The organism is Sorangium sp. So ce131 (assembly GCF_051519095.1).
In the GTDB taxonomy this organism is placed as follows: Bacteria; Myxococcota_A; Polyangia; order Polyangiales; family Polyangiaceae; genus Sorangium.
Genome location: NZ_CP150455.1, coordinates 605,037 through 620,721, shown reverse-complemented (window position 1 = coordinate 620,721; position 15,685 = coordinate 605,037). Strand labels below are relative to the sequence as shown.

The following is a 15,685-nucleotide window of genomic DNA, read 5'->3' as shown; positions in this document are numbered from 1 at the left end:
AGAGCGTTTTACAAACACCGCACGGCGGACACAGCGGACGCAGAGGGCACAGGCAATTCGAGCGCTCCTCGACGTCATGTGTCTGGGTCGATTTTACTGCCTCCGGCCGCTTGTTCGCACGGAGCCGACGGAAGCAGAGATCGCTCGCCAGATCATTCTCATCGGTCGACGCGGCGTGCAGCGGGCGCACCTCGGTGACTTGCCCTGTCGCGCATCACGTCACGGCAGCCTCCTGGTCGGCTGATGCGCAGCAGGCGCGCGCCCTGCCCGGCAGCGGCGAGGCCGCCGGCGGGCGCCTGCGACGCGCGAGGGCACGCCGCAGGCGGGGCGCCACGACACCCGCGACGGGCGGCGGCACGTCGGACGAACGGCGCGCGAGGCGCTGCCGCTCGCGCGACGGACGCGGCGGGAGGGCGCGCGGCGTCGTGGCCTCGACGCCTCGGCCGGCGAGAGAGCGACCCGGCAGCGCCGTCCGCCGTCCGCCGTCCGCCGCGGCCGCGGCCGCGACGCGACCTCCTTGACGCCGCGCTCGAAACGGGCCTACCCAGGCGCACCTGACAATCGATTCCTCGGGTGCCCTCAGGGGCATAACAGGGAAGCCGGTGTGAGACCGGCGCGGTGCCGCCACCGTGAATGGGGAGCTGCTTCCGAGAACCACTGGGCCTCGCGACAAGAGGCCTGGGAAGGTGGACGCAGCGCCGGGAGCCCGAACAGGCCCCCTGAACCCATGAGCCGGGAGACCTACCCGAGTCCCCACGAGGTGCAGCTTGCGCACGTCATCGTGGCGTCCGGGTGCGGATTTCACCCGAAGCGCCGAAGCCGGTCTCCCCGGCCGCCCTGTGTTCGTCCTCGCCGTGTTCCTGGCGGCGCTCGTAGCGCCCAGGCCCGCGGCCGCGATGCACCTCGCGGAAGGGGTCCTGCCGCTCGGCTGGTGCGCGGTCTGGAACGCGATCGCCCTGCCGTTCGTCGCGGCCGCCCTCCACGCGCTCCGGCAGCGCACGCAGCGCGACGCCTTTTACAAGCCGTTCGTCGGCCTCGTCGCCGCCGCCGTGTTCGCCATCTCGTGTATGCCCGTGCCGGTGCCGACCGCGGGGACCTGCTCCCACCCGTGCGGCACCGGGCTCGCCGCCATCCTCATCGGCCCCCGCATGACCGTGCTCGTCACCGTGGTGGCGCTCCTCCTCCAGGCCCTCTTCCTCGCGCACGGCGGGCTCACCACCCTCGGCGCCGACGTCGCGTCGATGGGCATCGCGGGCGCGTTCGCCGGGTACCTCGCGTTCCGCGCCGCGCAGCGCTGCGGCGCGAGCCTCTGGGTCGCCGGGTTCCTCGCCGGCGTGACGTCGGACTGGGCCACGTACGCGACCACGGCGCTCGAGCTCGCCCTCGGGCTCGCGGGCGAAGGGTCGGTGAAGACCATGTTCGCGGGCGTCGCCCTCGCCTTCGTGCCGACCCAGCTGCCGCTCGGGCTGCTCGAGGGCGTCATGACCGCCGGGGCGCTCGTCTTCCTGCGCACCCGGCGGCCCGACATCCTGGAGCGGCTCCGGGTCGTGCCCCTCGCCGCCGGGGCGCCGTGATGCGGCGGCTCGCCCTGCGCCGGTCGCCCGCGCTCGCCCTCTGCAGGCCGCGCGCGCTCGCCGCGCCCGCGCTCGCCCTCTGCAGGCTGGCTGGGCTCGCCGCGCCCGCGCTCGCCGCGGCGCTCCGGCTCGGCGCGGCGCTCTCGCTCGCCGCGTGCGGCAGCGCCACCTGGGAGGGCGTCGACGAGGCCGTGGTCCGCCGCGTCGCCGAGGGCGCGGGGCGAAACGACACGGGGCCGCTCTTCGCCGGCCTCGAGGGCGATCTCCTGCTGTTCGCGTTCCTCTGGGCCGGGCTCTTCGCCGGCTTCGCCCTCGGCTACTTCTCGCGCGTGCTCTTCGTCGAGCGCGCGGACCAGCCCGCCGGCAAGGCCGGCGCCCAGGGATGCCGTGCCGATTGACCTCGCCGCGCGCCTCCGCGACGTGGATCCGCGGCTCCGCCTCGGCGCCGCCGTGGCCGCGTGCTGCGTCGCCGCCGGCGCGCGCTCGACGAGGACCCCCGCCGCGCTGCTGCTCGTCGCGTGCGCGGCCCTCCGGCTCCAGGGCATGACCGCGGGCGCGATCCTCCGCGCCTTCGCGCCGCCCGCGTGGATCGGCGGGATCGCGGCGGCGCTCGCGCTCCTGCTCACCCGGGGAGAGCCGCTCCTCCCGGACGCGGCGTTCCCGCTCGGCGCCGTCACGCGGGAGGGCGCCCGCGCCGCCGCCGCGATCGCCGCGCGTGTCCTCGCCGCGGCGGCGGTGCTCCGGTGGCTCGCCCGCGCCGCCGCCCCCGCCGAGATCGACGCGGCGCTCGCCGGGCTCGGCGCGCCCGCGGCGCTGGTCGAGCTGCTCGCCCTCGCGCGGCGCTTCGCGGGCGTGCTCCAGCGCGCGGCGGACAGCGCGTGGAGCGCCGCCGCGCTGCGCGGCGGGTTCGCGCGGCCGGTCGCCGCCGCGCGCTCGGCCGGCGCCGTCGCGGGCGTGGTCGCGCTCCGCACGCTGGAGCGCTCCGAGCAGGCCGCCGTCGCCATGCAGCTCCGGGGCTACCGCGGGCGGCTGCCCGTCGCCGCGCCGCGGCCGAGCGCGCCCGCCGCGAACCTCGCGTTCGCCGCCGCCGCGCTCGCGGCCCTCGCGCTCAGCGTCGCCGCCGGGCTCGGCGCCGGAGCGGCGCGATGACGGCGATCGCGCTGCGCGCGCCCGGGATCGGGTACCCCGGCAGGGAGGCCGTGCTCCGCGACGTGCGCCTCGACGTCGCCGAGGGCGAGTCGGTCGCGGTGCTCGGCGGCAACGGCGCCGGCAAGACCGCGCTGCTCCGGGCGCTCGTCGGGCTCTTGCCCACGCCGGGCGGCCGCGTCGAGCTCTCGGGCCGCCGCGTCGCCTCGCCCTCGGACGCGGTCGCCGCCGGCGCCGCGCTCGTGCTCCAGGACCCGGACGACCAGCTGCTCGGCGCGACGCTGCTCGACGACGTCCTGTTCGGGCCGAGGAACCTCGGCCTGCCCGACGGCGAGGCGCGGCGCCGCGCCGAGGCGGCGCTCGCCGCCGTGCACATCGCGCACCTCGCGGACCGGGCGATCGAGGCGCTGAGCTTCGGGGAGCGCAAGCGCGCGTGCATCGCCGGCATGCTCGCGATGCAGCCGCGCGTGCTCCTGCTCGACGAGCCCACGGCGGGCCTCGATCCCGCGGGCGAGCTCGCGCTGTGCGCGACGCTGCGCGCGCTCTCCGAGCGGCAGGGCGCCACGCTGGTCATCGCGACGCACGCCGTGGACCTCGTGCCGCTCTTCGCCGGGCGCGCGATCCTGCTCGGCGACGGGCGGATCCTCGCCGACGGCCCGCCGCGGGAGGTGTTCGCGCGCGGCGAGCTGCTCGAGCGGGCGCGGCTCCGGCGGCCGTGGGTCGCGGAGCTCTGGACCCGGATGGCGCCGCAGCCGGCGCGCGGCGGGGCGGCCGAACTTCCGCTCACCCTCGAGGAGGCGCTCGCATGCATGACACCGGCCTCTTGCTGATCGGCCACGGCAGCCGCGACGCGGCGTCGAACGCCGAGTTCGAGGCGCTCGTGGCCGACCACCGCGCGGCGCGGCCCGAGCTCGTGGTGCAGCACGGCTACATCGAGCTCGCGACGCCCTACCTCGCCGACGCGCTCGCCTCGCTCGCCGGGCGGGTGTCACGGGTGGCCGTCGTGCCGCTCTTCCTGTTCGCGGCGGGCCACGTGAAGAACGACATCCCGCTCGCGCTCGAGCAGGCGCGGGCGGCGCACCCGGGCGTGCGCTTCGCGGCGGCGCGCCACCTGGGCGTGCACCCGGCGCTCGCGGAGCTCGCGTTCGAGCGCGCCGCGTCCGTGCTGCCGGAGGATCCGGCGGCCCGCGCCCGCACCGCCCTCGTCGTGGTCGGCCGCGGCGCGAGCGACCCGGACGCGAACGGCGACTTCTACAAGATGGCGCGCCTCATCGGCGAGGGCCGGGGCCTCCAGCTCGTGGAGCCGACCTTCATCGGCATCGCGCGGCCGTCGGTCGAGGAGACGCTGGAGCGCGTCGCGCGCCAGCGGCCCGAGCGCGTCGTGGTCGTGCCGTACTTCCTCTTCGCCGGGCGGCTCATGACCAAGCTCGCCGAGCAGGTCGACCGCTTCTCGGCGACCTACCCGTGGATCCGCGCGGCGCTCGCGCCGCACCTCGGCCGGTCGAGCGCGCTCTCCGGGCTGATCGACGAGCGCGTGCGCCAGGCGCTCGCCGGCGAGGCGCCCCTCCCCTGCGACACGTGCATGTACCGCACGGCCCTGCCGGGCCTCGCCCGCGAGGTCGGCGGGCTCAAGGCGATGCTCTACAGCGTGCGCCACACGCTGACGCACACGCAGGCCTCGAACCACGTGCACGCGCACCGGCCCCTGCGCAAGCACGTCCTCGTCTGCGGCAACGCCGACTGCGTGGACCGCGGCAGCCTCGCGCTGCTCGAGTCGCTGCGCCGGCTCCTGAAGCAGGCCGGCCAGCAGCAGCAGATCCGCGTGACGAAGACCTCGTGCATGGGCCGCTGCGGCGAGGGGCCGACGGTCGCGGTCTACCCGGACGGGGTCTGGTACCGCGGCGTGCGCGAGGGGGACGCGAAGGACCTCGTGGAAGAGCACCTGCTCGGCGATCGCCTCGTGGCGCGGCTCGTCGACGACATCATGCAATGAAGACCGGCGCCTCACAGCCCTGCCGTGGCACGGTCGCGCCCTGCGAGGCCGTCGCTCGACACCACGGGTCTTGTTCCCACCCTGCTCTTCACCTGTTAGGAGAGGACCGATATGGCCTGCCATGAAATCGCCGCGCTCCGCCTCGGGCTCATGAACATCCTCGGGATCGACGATCCCGGCGAGCGCGCGCACGAGCTCGCCGAGCTCGGCCCGGCGGCGGAGGCGCCGGGGCCCGTCTCCTCGATGCTGCGCGCCGGCGATCTCAAGAGCCTCTCGCGCCTGTTCGAGGCGTCCCTCGCGGATCTCCAGGAGAAGGTCGCGAAGACGCCCGCGGGCGACGAGAAGCTCGCCTACCTGCGCTCGCTCGTCATCCTCACGAAGCAGGTCGAGCTCGACCTCCGCGCCCAGGTCGACGGGCTCGGCCGGCTCTACCGCGAGCTCGAGGAGATGCACGACTTCGTGCACGAGATCTACCCGGCGGAGTGAGCCCATGGCGACCCAGGGAACGAGGATCAAGATCGCCTGCGCGGAGCCGCTCGGGCCGGGGGCCCGGCTGCTCCGGATCGAGCGCGCAGACGGCGCCGAGGTCGGCTTCGCCGGCGGTCAGTACGTGATCATCAACACCGGGGTCACCCTGCCGGGCGGCAAGCTCGCGAAGCGCGCCTACTCGCTGCTCTCGAGCGACGCCGAGCAGCGCGCCGTCGAGATCGCGGTCAAGCGCATCGCCGCCGGGCCCGGGTCGAACGTGCTCAGCGACATCGCCGTGGGCGCGGAGCTCGAGTGGAGCGGCCCCTGGGGCAAGCTGAGGCTCCCGGACGGCTTCTCCGGCCGCGCGCTCGTCGTCGCCACCGACACCGGCATCACGGCGGCGCTCGGTATCGCGCGGAGCGCGGCCGCGGCCGGCGCGCGGCAGCTCGACCTCCTCTGGCTGGTCGAGTCCGCCGCCTACTTCCTCCCCGAGCGCTTCGTCCGCGACCGCCTCCCCGCCGCGGCCAGCCTCACGATCGCCGGCGGCTTCCTCCCGGTCGGCCACCCCGAGCGGCCGGCGCGCGCCTGCGCGATCGCCGAGGAGCAGCTCGCGCGCGGGCCGTACGACGCCGTCCTCTGCGCCGGCGACGGCGCGGTCCTCTACCCGGTCCGCGACCGGCTGGTCTCGCTCGGCGCGCCGGAGGGCGCCGTGCTCCTCGAGAGCTTCTTCAACAACCCGCTGAAGAAGTCCACGTAACGATTCAGGATTCTGGATGGCAGAGCTCCGGCCGAGAGACCCGAAAGGGCAGCGCGAGGGGTTCACGACGGGCGCCTGCGCGGCCGCCGCGGCCAAGGCGGCGGCGCGTGTGCTCGCGCGCGGCGCGGCGGTCGACGCCATCGAGACGACGCTGCCGAACGGGCAGCGGGCGACGTTCCCGCTGAAGCGCTGCGACCGCGACGGCGCGCGCGCCACGTGCAGCGTGATCAAGGACGCCGGCGACGACCCCGATTGCACCCACGGCGCGGAGCTCGTCGCCGAGGTCGAGCTCCGCCGCGAGCCGGGCGTCGAGATCCGCGGCGGCGAGGGGGTCGCCGTGGTCACGAAGCCGGGGCTCGGGCTGCCGGTCGGCGCGCCGGCGGTGAACCCCGTGCCGCGCCGGAACATCACCGAGATGGTCCTCGAGGAGCTCGAGGGCTCGGGCTTCGCCGGGGCCACGATCACGATCAGCGTGCCCGGGGGCGAGGAGATGGCCAAGCAGACCATCAACGCGCGGCTCGGGCTGATCGGCGGGATCTCGATCCTCGGGACGAGCGGGATCGTGAAGCCCTACTCGACCGCCGCCTTCCGCGCGAGCGTCGTGCAGGCGATCGACGTCGCGGCCGAGCGCGGCCTCAGGGCCGTCGCGCTCACGACCGGCGGCAAGTCCGAGGCGTACGCGATGAAGCTCTACCCGGAGCTGCCGGAGGACGCGTTCATCCAGGTCGGCGACTTCATCGGCACCGGCGTCCGGCACGCCGCGCGGCGGAAGATCGCCCGCGCGGTGATCGTCGGGATGATCGGCAAGCTCTCGAAGATGGCCGACGGCAAGATGATGACCCACGCCGCCGGCTCGGAGGTGAGCATGGAGCTGCTCGCGCAGATCGCGGAGGAGCTCGGCGCGCGGCCGGAGATCGCCGCCGAGATCCGGCAGGCGAACACCGCGCGGCACGTGCTCGAGCTGTGCCAGCGCGAGGGGCTCACCGGCGTCCCCGGCGGCATCTGCCGGCGCGTCGTCGAGCACACCTCGCGGCACGCGGGCGGCGCCCTCGAGGTGCACGCGTGCCTGGTCGATTTCAACGGGGCGCTGCTCGGCCGGTACCCGGCCGACGGCGGCGCCGCCAGCGGAGACAGAGCGGAGGAATCATGAGCGGTGACGAGGCGCGCGCGCCCGCGGCGAACGACATGCGGCAGATGACCGCGCTCGGGCGGCGCATCGAGGACAAAAGCTTCGCGATCATCGACGAGGAGGCCAAGGGCCACGGGTTCCCGGACGCGGAGTGGCAGGTCGTCCGCCGGGTGATCCACGCGACCGCCGACTTCGAGTTCTCGTCGCTCATGCGGCTCCACCCGGAGGCGCTCGCGCGGGGCATCGCGGCGCTCAAGGCCGGCGCGCCGGTGCTCGTCGACGTGAAGATGATCGGCGTCGGCCTGAACGAGCAGCGGCTCGCGTCCTACGGCTGCAAGATCCACTGCTTCATCTCGGACGACGACGTCATCCAGGCCGCGTCCGCGGCCGGCTCGACCCGCGCGATCGAGGCGATGCGCAAGGCGCACCGGCTCGGGCTGCTCGACGGGGCGATCGTCGCGATCGGCAACGCGCCGACGGCGCTGCTCGAGGTCGTGCGCCTCGCCGAGGAGGAGGGGGCGCGGCCGGCGCTCGTGATCGGCGTGCCGGTCGGCTTCGTGTCGGCGGCGGAGTCCAAGGAGGCGCTGCTCGCGTCGGGGCTCCCCTCGATCGTGGCGCGCGGGCGCAAGGGCGGCAGCCCGATCGCGGTCGCGATCGTGCACGCGCTCCTGCTCCTCTCGGCCGAGGCCGGGGCGGAAAAGGCGCAGGTGGCGCGATGAGCGCGCGCCGCGCCGTGACCGTCGTCGGCATCGGCGACGACGGGTGCGCCAGCCTGTCGAGCCGCGCCGCCTCCGCGGTCGCGCGGGCCGAGGTGCTCGTGGGCGGCGAGCGGCACCTCGAGTTCTTCCCGCAGTTCCGCGGCGAGAAGATCGCCCTGAAGGGCGGCCTGTCCGCCGTCCTCGACCGCGTGGAGAGCCTCTCCGCCGAGCAGAACGTGTGCATCCTCGCCTCGGGCGATCCGCTGTTTTTCGGGATCGGCGCGCTCGTGGTCAAGAAGCTCGGCGAGGAGCACGTCGAGATCCTCCCGAGCCTGAGCTCGGTCCAGTGGGCGTTCGCGCGCACGGGGATCGCGTGGGACGACGCCGCGTTCGTCTCGGTCCACGGGCGCTCGCCCGAGGGGTTCGCGACGCGCCTCCGCCGGCTCTCGAAGGTCGCGGTGCTGACCGACGGCGAGAGCAGCCCGGCGCGGCTCGCGGCGCGGCTGCTCGAGCACGGCGACGCGGCGTGGAAGGCGTGGGTCTGCGAGAGCCTCGCGGGCGCGGGCGAGCGCGTGCGCGCGTTCGAGCTCCCGGCGCTCGCGGCGGCCGAGGACATCGGCCCGCTCAACGTGCTCCTGCTGCTCCGGAGCGACCCGGCGTGGCGGCCGCCGCCGGTCGTCCCCTACCTGCACGAGGACGCGTTCGCCAAGCGCATGCCGAAGAACGGCCTCATCACGAAGCGCGAGGTGCGGACGCTCTCGATCGCCGCGATGGCGCTCCGCCCCGACGCGGTCGTCTGGGACATCGGCGCCGGCTCGGGCTCGGTCTCGATCGAGGCGGCGATGCTCTGCCCGCTCGGGCGCGTCTACGCGATCGAGGTCGACCCCGAGGGCGTCGAGATCTGCCGGGACAACGTCCGCACACACGGCGTCGACAACGTGCGCGTCGTCGCGGGCCGCGCGCCCGAGGCGCTCGCGGCGCTCGAGGACCCGGACGCGGTGTTCGTCGGCGGGAGCAAGGGGAGCATGGACGACATCATCACCGCGGCGCTGGATCGTCTGCGGCCGGGCGGCCGCCTCGTGGTCAACGCGATCACCCTGGAGAACGTCTCCGAGGCGTACCGCGCGCTCAAGGCGCGCGGCCTCGACCCCGAGATCACGATGCTCCAGGTCTCGCGCGGCGTCCCGCTCGCGCGTTACATGCGCTACGAGGCGCTGAACCCCATCCACATCTTCGCCGCGACCAAGCCGGCGGGCGCGCAGGGCGCGGACAAGGCGCCGCCCGCGCCGTCCGGCGGCGCGCGGTCCGCCTCGGAGGCGTCGTGACCGGCCTCGGCAAGCTCTACGGCGTGGGCGTCGGCCCCGGCGCCCCGGACCTGCTCACGCTGCGCGCCGTGCGCGTGCTGGAGAGCGCGGACGTGCTCGCGCTCCCGCGCAGCTCGGATTTCGGCGCCTCGATGGCCTACCGGATCCTCGAGCCGGTCCTCGGCAAGCCGCGCGAGCCGCGCAAGCAGGAGAGGCTGCTGCTCACCTTCCCCATGAGCAAGGACCCGGACCGCGTCCGCCCCTACGTGGACGCCGCGCTCGACAAGATCGGCGACCGCCTCTCGCGCGGCCTCTCGGTCGCGTTCGCCACCGAGGGGGATCCGTCGCTCTTCAGCACGTTCGTCTACGTCCGCCGCGAGGCGCTCCGCCGCTTCCCCGGGCTCGAGGTCGAGGTCGTCCCCGGCGTCACCTCGGTCACGGCGGTCCCGGCCGTGAGCGGCCTGTCGCTGGCCGACGGCCAGGAGCGCATCGCCATCCTCCCGGCCACGTACGGCGTCGACGACCTCACCGAGGTGCTGCAGCGGTTCGACACCGTGGTCCTGATGAAGATCGGCTCGGAGATGCCGAAGGTCACCGAGGCGCTCACCCGGGCGGGCCTGCTCGATCGGGCGGTGTTCGTGTCCAAGGCGACCATGCCCGAGCAGCGCATCGTCCGGGACCTCCGGGCCGCGCAGGGCGAGCGGGGCGACTGCTTCGCCATGGTGGTGGTCACGCGCGGTGAGCGCAGCGGGCTGCTCGTCGGGGAGGCCGAGGCCTCGCCGCCGGGGGCCTTCGAAAATGCACTTAACGAACCGGAGGCGCCGTGACCGCCGCGCGCAAGCCCTACGCCATCTACGCGATCACGCGCCACGGGATCGCGATCGGCCGCACGCTGCTCGAGGGGCTCCCGGGCGCGGATCTCTACGTCTCGCAGAAGCTCTTCGGGTCGGCGCCGGCCGGGGCGAAGCCGCTCCCGCTGCCGATGGGGCCGCTGCTCACCGAGGCCTTCACGGCCTACGACTGCCACGTCTTCGTGATCAGCGTCGGCGCCGTGGTGCGGATGATCGCCCCGCTCCTCAAGAACAAGAAGGTCGACCCGGCGGTCGTGTGTGTCGACGACACCGCCCGCTTCTCGATCTGCGTGCTCTCCGGGCACGTCGGGCGGGGCAACTCGTTCACCGAGAAGGTGGCCGCGCTGCTCGGCGCGCAGCCGGTGGTGACCACGGCGTCCGACGCGCTCGGGACGTTGACGGTCGACATCCTCGGCCGGGAGCTCGGCTGGACGCTCGACGACCCCGACCGCAACGTGACGCGCGGCTGCGCCGCGGTCGTGAACGCCGCGCCCGTGCTGTTCGTCCAGGAGACGGGCGAGCCGTCGTTCTGGCCCGAGGCGACGCCGCTCCCGCCCGGCGTGTGTTACGCGACGTCGCTCGACGGCGTCGACCCGGACGCGTGGGAGATCCTGCTCGTCGCGAGCGACCGCGACCTCGCGCGCGCCCACCCCGCCGCCTTCGAGCGCGCCGTCGTCTACCGCCCGAAGAGCCTCGTGCTCGGCGTCGGCTGCGACCGCGGCGCCCCGCTCGACATGGTGGAGCGCGGGGTCGACAAGCTGCTCGCGGAGCACGGGCTGTCGGCGAGGTCGGTGAAGGCGCTCGCCACCATCGACAAGAAGGCCGACGAGGCGGCGCTGCTCGCGCTGTCGGAGCGGCGGGGCTGGCCGCTCGTCACGTTCACCGCCGAGGAGCTCGACGCGACCGAGGGGATCGAGAACCCGTCGGAGACCGTGAAGAAGCACGTCGGCGCCCGGGGCGTCTCCGAGCCGGCCGCGCTGCGCGCCGCGGGCGCGGCCAGGCTGCTCGTCCCGAAGCGCGCGTACACCGAGGAGGGCGTCGGGCGGTCGATGACGCTCGCCGTCGCGCGTGTCCCCTTCCCCAAGCGCACCGTCGAGGAGAGCCATGGCTGAGCACGGAGTCCTGTCGATCGTCGGCATCGGCCCAGGCGCCGAGGAGCACGCGTCCCGCGCCGCGCTCGAGGCGATCGCCGCCTCGGACCTCATCGTGGGGTACACGACCTACATCCGGCTCGTGAAGCACCTCATCGTGGGCAAGGAGGTGATCAAGACCGGCATGACCGAGGAGATCGGCCGCGCGCGCGCCGCGGTGGAGCGCGCGCGGGACGGGGCGCGCGTCGCGATCATCTCGTCGGGCGACGCGGGCGTGTACGGCATGGCCGGGCTCGTCTTCCAGGTGCTCCAGGAGATCGGCTGGAAGCGGGGCGGCTCGCCGGAGCTCCGCATCGTGCCCGGCATGACCGCGCTGAACGCGTGCGCGTCGCTCGTCGGCGCCCCGCTCGGGCACGACTTCTGCGCCATCTCGCTCTCGGACCTCCTGACCCCGTGGCCGGTCATCGAGCGGCGCCTCGAGGCGGCCGCCGCGGCCGACTTCGTCATCGGCCTTTACAATCCGGCGAGCGGCCGGCGCACGCGCCAGATCGTCCGGGCCCAGGAGATCATCGCGCAGCACCGCGCGGGCACGACGCCGGTCGCGCTGGTGAAGAGCGCTTACAGGAAGCTGGAGAGCGCCGTGCTCACCGATCTCGATCACTTCCTGGACTACGAGATCGGTATGCTGACCACGGTGCTCGTCGGCTCGACCAACACCTTCGTCTTCGAGGGGTACATGGTCACGCCGCGCGGATACACCAACAAGTACACATGGGATGGAGCCGCGCTCCCGGGCCAGACGCCGGGGCGCACGCTGGTGCTCTCGGACGAGGGCGCGGCGGAGGAGGTCTAAGATGGCGCGTGTAGGGAGGCTGGGCGGCGCGCTGCTCGCCGAGACCCAGGGGACGTATTACCTCATCGGCAACACCAAGGTGCCGTGCGACTTCCGGCAGGCGGGGTTCGAGCCGCCGGGCGAGGTCGACGCGCTGAAGAGGCCGTACGTGCAGCTGTTGCCGCTGGCCGGCGCCGACCCGGTGAAGGTCGCCGCGCCGGTGCTGCTGCTCGACGTCGAGGGCGAGGAGCTCGCGCGGCGGCTCGCGCAGCGCTTCCTGATCGAGCGGAACGGCTCGGTGAGCGAGCGGCTCTGGCGGCTCGTCTACTCCCCTGACGACCCGCTCGACGATCCGGAGGAGCCGATCGAGCGCGACGCGCGGTGGCTCGGCGACATCCCCGAGGCCGTCTGGCAGCTCGTGCGCGACAACGTGCTGCGCTGCATCTAGCTGGAGAGCCCTCATGCGCGTCTACATCATCGGCGCTGGCCCGGGCGACCCCGGGCTCATCACCGTCCGCGGCGCCGAGCTCGTCGCCCGCTGCCCCGTCGTCATGTACACGGGCTCCCTCGTGCCGCGGGAGATCGTGGCCTCCGCGCGGCCGGACGCCCGGGTCATCGACTCTTCCGGCATGACCCTCGACCAGATCGTGGCCGTCTTCGTCGAGGCGAAGGAGGCGGGCCACGACGTGGCGCGCGTGCACACGGGTGATCCGGTCCTGTTCGGGTCGACCGCCGAGCAGATGCGCCGGATGGATGCGCTCGGCATCCCGTACGAGATCATCCCCGGCGTCTCGTCGTTCACCGCGGCGGCGGCGGCGCTCGGGCGCGAGCTCACGTTGCCCGAGCTCTCGCAGACGGTGATCCTGACGCGCGCCGAGGGCCGCACGCCGGTCCCGCCCGCGGAGCGGCTCGAGGAGCTCGCCCGCCACCAGGCAACACTGTGCCTGTTCCTGAGCATCACCCTGCTCAAGGACGTCGCCGAGGCGCTCATCCCGTCGTACGGCGCCGATTGCCCGGTCGCGGTGGTGCACAAGGCGAGCTGCCCCGATCAGAAGATCGTGACGGGCACGCTCGCCGACATCCGGGAGAAGGTGCGCGCCGAGGGGATCAAGAGCCAGTCGATGATCCTGGTCGGCCGCGTGCTCACCGCCACGGATTTCGCCGACTCGCGGCTCTACGATCCGGAGTTCAGCCACCGGTTCCGCAAGGCCGAGAAGCGCCGCGCGCCCGGCTCCGCGGAGGAGGGCTCGTGAGCGCGGGGGCGCCGGAGAGGAGAGGGCTCGTCATCGTCTATACCGGCCACGGCAAGGGCAAGACGACGGCGGCGCTCGGGATGGTGTTCCGCGCGCTCGGGCGGGGCATGCGCGTCGCGGTCGTGCAGTTCATCAAGGGGAAGTGGAAGACGGGGGAGCGCCTGTTCGCCGAGACGCTCCCCGGCCTGACCTTCCTCGTGATGGGGCGCGGCTTCACCTGGGAGAGCGACGACCTCTCGCGGGACAAGGCGGCCGCGCGCGCCGCCTTCGACGAGGCCGCGGCGCTCATCGCGGGCGGGGAGCACGACATCGTCGTGCTCGACGAGATCACGTACGCGATTCACTACGGCTTCATCGCCGAGGGCGAGCTGCTCGCGGCGCTGCGCGGGCGGCCGGCGCACGTGCACGTCGTGATCACCGGCCGGAACGCGCCCGACGCGCTCGTCGAGCTCGCGGACCTCGTGACCGAGATGCGATCGGTCAAGCACCCGTTCGCGCAGGGGATGAAGGCCCAGATCGGAGTCGACTTCTGATGTCCCGGCAGATCCCCCGGCTCGTCGTCGCCGGCGTCGCGAGCGGCGTCGGCAAGACGACCGTCACGGTGGCGATCGCGCGCGCGCTCCGGGCGCGCGGCCTCCGGGTCGCGCTCTTCAAGTGCGGCCCCGACTACCTGGATCCGACGTACCACGCGCGCGCGATCGCGGGCGCGTCGCACAACCTCGACGGCTGGATGATGGGCCGGGACGCGGTGCTGTCCACGTTCGCGGAGGAGGCCGCGGGCGCCGACGTCGCGATCCTCGAGGGCGTGATGGGGCTGTTCGACGGCGCGAGCCCCGCGGGCGAGGAGGGCTCCACGGCCGAGATCGCGAAGTGGCTCGAGGCGCCAGTCGTGCTCGTCGCCGACGCGTCCGGCATGGCCCGCAGCCTCGCGGCGCTGGTGCACGGCTTCGCGACGTTCGACCCCGGGCTCCGCCTCGCCGGGGTCGTGTGCAACCAGGTCGGCAGCCGGGGCCACCTCGACCTCCTGCGACAGGCGCAGCGCTCGCCGCCGGTGCTCGGCGGGTTGCCGCGCGACGAGGCGCAGCGCTTCCCCGAGCGCCACCTCGGGCTGCGCACCGCCGACGAGGCGGCGCTCCCCGAGGAGCGCCTGGACCACTGGGGGGCGCGGGCCGAGGAGTGGATCGGGCTCGACGCGCTGCTCGAGATCGCGCGCGGGGCGCCGGCCTTGCCGTCGCCGTCCGTGCCGCCGCCTCCGGTGAGGGCGGCGGTGTCCGGCGAAGCGCGCGCCGATGTGCACGGCGCCCGGCCGCGCGCGGCGCGGATCGGCGTCGCCTTCGACGAGGCCTTCCACTTCTACTACGCGGACAACCTGCGCCGCCTCGAGGCCGCGGGGGCCGAGCTCGTCCGGTTCTCGCCGCTCCGCGACGCGCGGCTGCCCGACGTGGACGCGCTCTACCTCGGCGGCGGCTACCCCGAGGTGCACGCGGAGCGCCTGGCCGAGAACGCCGCGATGCGCGCCGAGATCCGCGCGTTCGCCGGCGGCGGGGGCCCGATCTACGCCGAGTGCGGCGGGCTGATGGTCCTCACCGAGGCGATCCGCACCCTCGACGGGCGAGCGCACCCGATGGTCGGGCTCATCCCCGCCGAGGCCGTGATGTGCGAGCGGCTCCAGGCGCTCGGGTACGTCGAGGTGGAGACGCAGGCGCGCACGATCCTCGGCCAGGCCGGGCTCCGCTTCCGCGGCCATCAGTTCCGCTACTCCGAGCTCCGCCCCGTGTCGCCCGCGCCCGCGACGTCCTCCCCGCCCCTGCCGATCGAGCACGCCTACTCCGTGCGCCGCCGGCGCGGCGGCCAGGTCGCGCGCGAGGGCTACTGGACGCGGAGCGTGCTCGCCTCCTACGTCCACGCCCACTGGGCGTCCAACCCGCTCGTGCCGGAGGGGCTCGTCGCGAGCGCCGCGGCGTACCGGAAGGAGCGCGCGCGATGAGCGGCGACGGCGCGGCGCCGCGGCGGGTCGCCCTGATCGGCGGCGGCGTGCGCTCCGGCAAGAGCGCCTTCGCGCTCGCGCTCGCGCGCTCGCTCGGCCAGCGCCGCGCCTTCATCGCGACCGCCGAGCCGTTCGACGACGAGATGAGGGCGCGCATCGCGGCCCACGTCCGCGAGCGGGGCGACGAGTTCACCACGGTGGAGGAGCCGTTCGCCCTGCCGGAGCGCATCGCCGCGCTCTCCGGCGTCGAGGTCGTCGTGGTCGACTGCCTCACGCTCTGGCTGTCGAACCTCCTGCTCCGCGACGAGCCCGAGGCCCGCATCCACGAGCGCATCGAGGCGCTCGCGGCCGCCGTCGCGTCGGCGCGTCCGCACGTGGTCCTCGTCTCGAACGAGGTGGGGATGGGCGTCGTCCCCGAGAGCCCGCTCGGCCGGGCGTTCCGCGACCTCGCCGGGCGCGCGCACCAGCGGCTCGGCCGCTCGGCGAGCGAGCTCTACGTCGCCGTGATGGGCGTCATCCTCCGCCTGCGCCCCGGCCCGGTCGCCGTCGTGGGCGAGGACGGTCGATGAGCGCCGCTTTCGTGGATGAGAACAACCGATGAG

At 74.4% G+C, this 15,685-nt stretch carries 16 protein-coding genes, 1 pseudogene and 1 riboswitch; all 17 genes and pseudogenes read left to right on the top strand.

Features of this window, described 5'->3' with window-relative positions; all coding sequences use genetic code 11:
* The first annotated feature begins 554 nt into the window (after positions 1-554).
* Positions 555-763: riboswitch (cobalamin riboswitch) on the top strand.
* Positions 764-896: 133 nt separating this feature from the next.
* Complete coding sequence (locus tag WMF43_RS02365) at positions 897-1,574, top strand: energy-coupling factor ABC transporter permease (RefSeq protein ID WP_437684271.1); 678 nt, start codon at positions 897-899, stop codon at positions 1,572-1,574.
* A complete protein-coding gene (locus WMF43_RS02360; protein WP_437677204.1) occupies positions 1,574-1,972 on the top strand; it encodes a hypothetical protein in 399 nt (132 codons plus the stop codon). The genes WMF43_RS02365 and WMF43_RS02360 overlap by 1 nt, the downstream gene beginning before the upstream one ends.
* A complete protein-coding gene (locus tag WMF43_RS02355; RefSeq protein ID WP_437677202.1) occupies positions 1,962-2,723 on the top strand; it encodes a CbiQ family ECF transporter T component in 762 nt (253 codons plus the stop codon). The genes WMF43_RS02360 and WMF43_RS02355 overlap by 11 nt, the downstream gene beginning before the upstream one ends.
* Positions 2,720-3,550, top strand: a complete 831-nt coding sequence (locus WMF43_RS02350) for an energy-coupling factor ABC transporter ATP-binding protein (protein ID WP_437677200.1) — start codon at positions 2,720-2,722, stop codon at positions 3,548-3,550. The genes WMF43_RS02355 and WMF43_RS02350 overlap by 4 nt, the downstream gene beginning before the upstream one ends.
* Positions 3,526-4,713: a CbiX/SirB N-terminal domain-containing protein gene (locus WMF43_RS02345; RefSeq protein WP_437677198.1), complete on the top strand. Its 1,188-nt coding sequence runs from the start codon at positions 3,526-3,528 to the stop codon at positions 4,711-4,713. The genes WMF43_RS02350 and WMF43_RS02345 overlap by 25 nt, the downstream gene beginning before the upstream one ends.
* Before the next feature lie 111 nt (positions 4,714-4,824).
* Complete coding sequence (locus tag WMF43_RS02340) at positions 4,825-5,199, top strand: DUF3209 family protein (RefSeq protein WP_437677196.1); 375 nt, start codon at positions 4,825-4,827, stop codon at positions 5,197-5,199.
* 4 nt (positions 5,200-5,203) lie between these two features.
* Positions 5,204-5,938: an FAD-dependent oxidoreductase gene (locus tag WMF43_RS02335; protein ID WP_437677194.1), complete on the top strand. Its 735-nt coding sequence runs from the start codon at positions 5,204-5,206 to the stop codon at positions 5,936-5,938.
* Positions 5,939-5,954: 16 nt separating this feature from the next.
* Positions 5,955-7,088 (top strand): cobalt-precorrin-5B (C(1))-methyltransferase, encoded by a 1,134-nt coding sequence (locus tag WMF43_RS02330; protein WP_437677192.1) that lies wholly within the window; start codon positions 5,955-5,957, stop codon positions 7,086-7,088.
* Positions 7,085-7,786: a precorrin-8X methylmutase gene (locus WMF43_RS02325; RefSeq protein WP_437677191.1), complete on the top strand. Its 702-nt coding sequence runs from the start codon at positions 7,085-7,087 to the stop codon at positions 7,784-7,786. The genes WMF43_RS02330 and WMF43_RS02325 overlap by 4 nt, the downstream gene beginning before the upstream one ends.
* Complete coding sequence (gene cbiE / locus WMF43_RS02320) at positions 7,783-9,090, top strand: precorrin-6y C5,15-methyltransferase (decarboxylating) subunit CbiE (RefSeq protein ID WP_437677189.1); 1,308 nt, start codon at positions 7,783-7,785, stop codon at positions 9,088-9,090. Before WMF43_RS02325 ends, cbiE begins: the two co-directional genes overlap by 4 nt.
* Positions 9,087-9,896: a precorrin-2 C(20)-methyltransferase gene (gene cobI / locus WMF43_RS02315; protein ID WP_437677187.1), complete on the top strand. Its 810-nt coding sequence runs from the start codon at positions 9,087-9,089 to the stop codon at positions 9,894-9,896. Before cbiE ends, cobI begins: the two co-directional genes overlap by 4 nt.
* Entirely contained in the window at positions 9,893-11,032 is a 1,140-nt protein-coding gene (locus tag WMF43_RS02310) for a cobalt-precorrin 5A hydrolase (RefSeq protein ID WP_437677186.1), read from the top strand. The genes cobI and WMF43_RS02310 overlap by 4 nt, the downstream gene beginning before the upstream one ends.
* Positions 11,025-12,291, top strand: a pseudogene (cobJ, locus tag WMF43_RS02305) (precorrin-3B C(17)-methyltransferase). The gene WMF43_RS02310 and the pseudogene cobJ overlap by 8 nt, the downstream one beginning before the upstream one ends.
* 13 nt (positions 12,292-12,304) lie before the next feature.
* A complete protein-coding gene (cobM, locus tag WMF43_RS02300; RefSeq protein ID WP_437677185.1) occupies positions 12,305-13,096 on the top strand; it encodes a precorrin-4 C(11)-methyltransferase in 792 nt (263 codons plus the stop codon).
* A complete protein-coding gene (gene cobO / locus WMF43_RS02295) occupies positions 13,093-13,629 on the top strand; it encodes a cob(I)yrinic acid a,c-diamide adenosyltransferase (protein WP_437677183.1) in 537 nt (178 codons plus the stop codon). Before cobM ends, cobO begins: the two co-directional genes overlap by 4 nt.
* Positions 13,629-15,083 (top strand): cobyrinate a,c-diamide synthase, encoded by a 1,455-nt coding sequence (locus WMF43_RS02290; RefSeq protein ID WP_437677181.1) that lies wholly within the window; start codon positions 13,629-13,631, stop codon positions 15,081-15,083. The genes cobO and WMF43_RS02290 overlap by 1 nt, the downstream gene beginning before the upstream one ends.
* Positions 15,080-15,652 carry a bifunctional adenosylcobinamide kinase/adenosylcobinamide-phosphate guanylyltransferase gene (cobU, locus tag WMF43_RS02285; RefSeq protein WP_437677179.1) on the top strand — a complete coding sequence of 191 codons (573 nt, stop codon included), beginning with the start codon at positions 15,080-15,082 and terminating at the stop codon, positions 15,650-15,652. The genes WMF43_RS02290 and cobU overlap by 4 nt, the downstream gene beginning before the upstream one ends.
* Positions 15,653-15,685 lie beyond the last annotated feature (33 nt).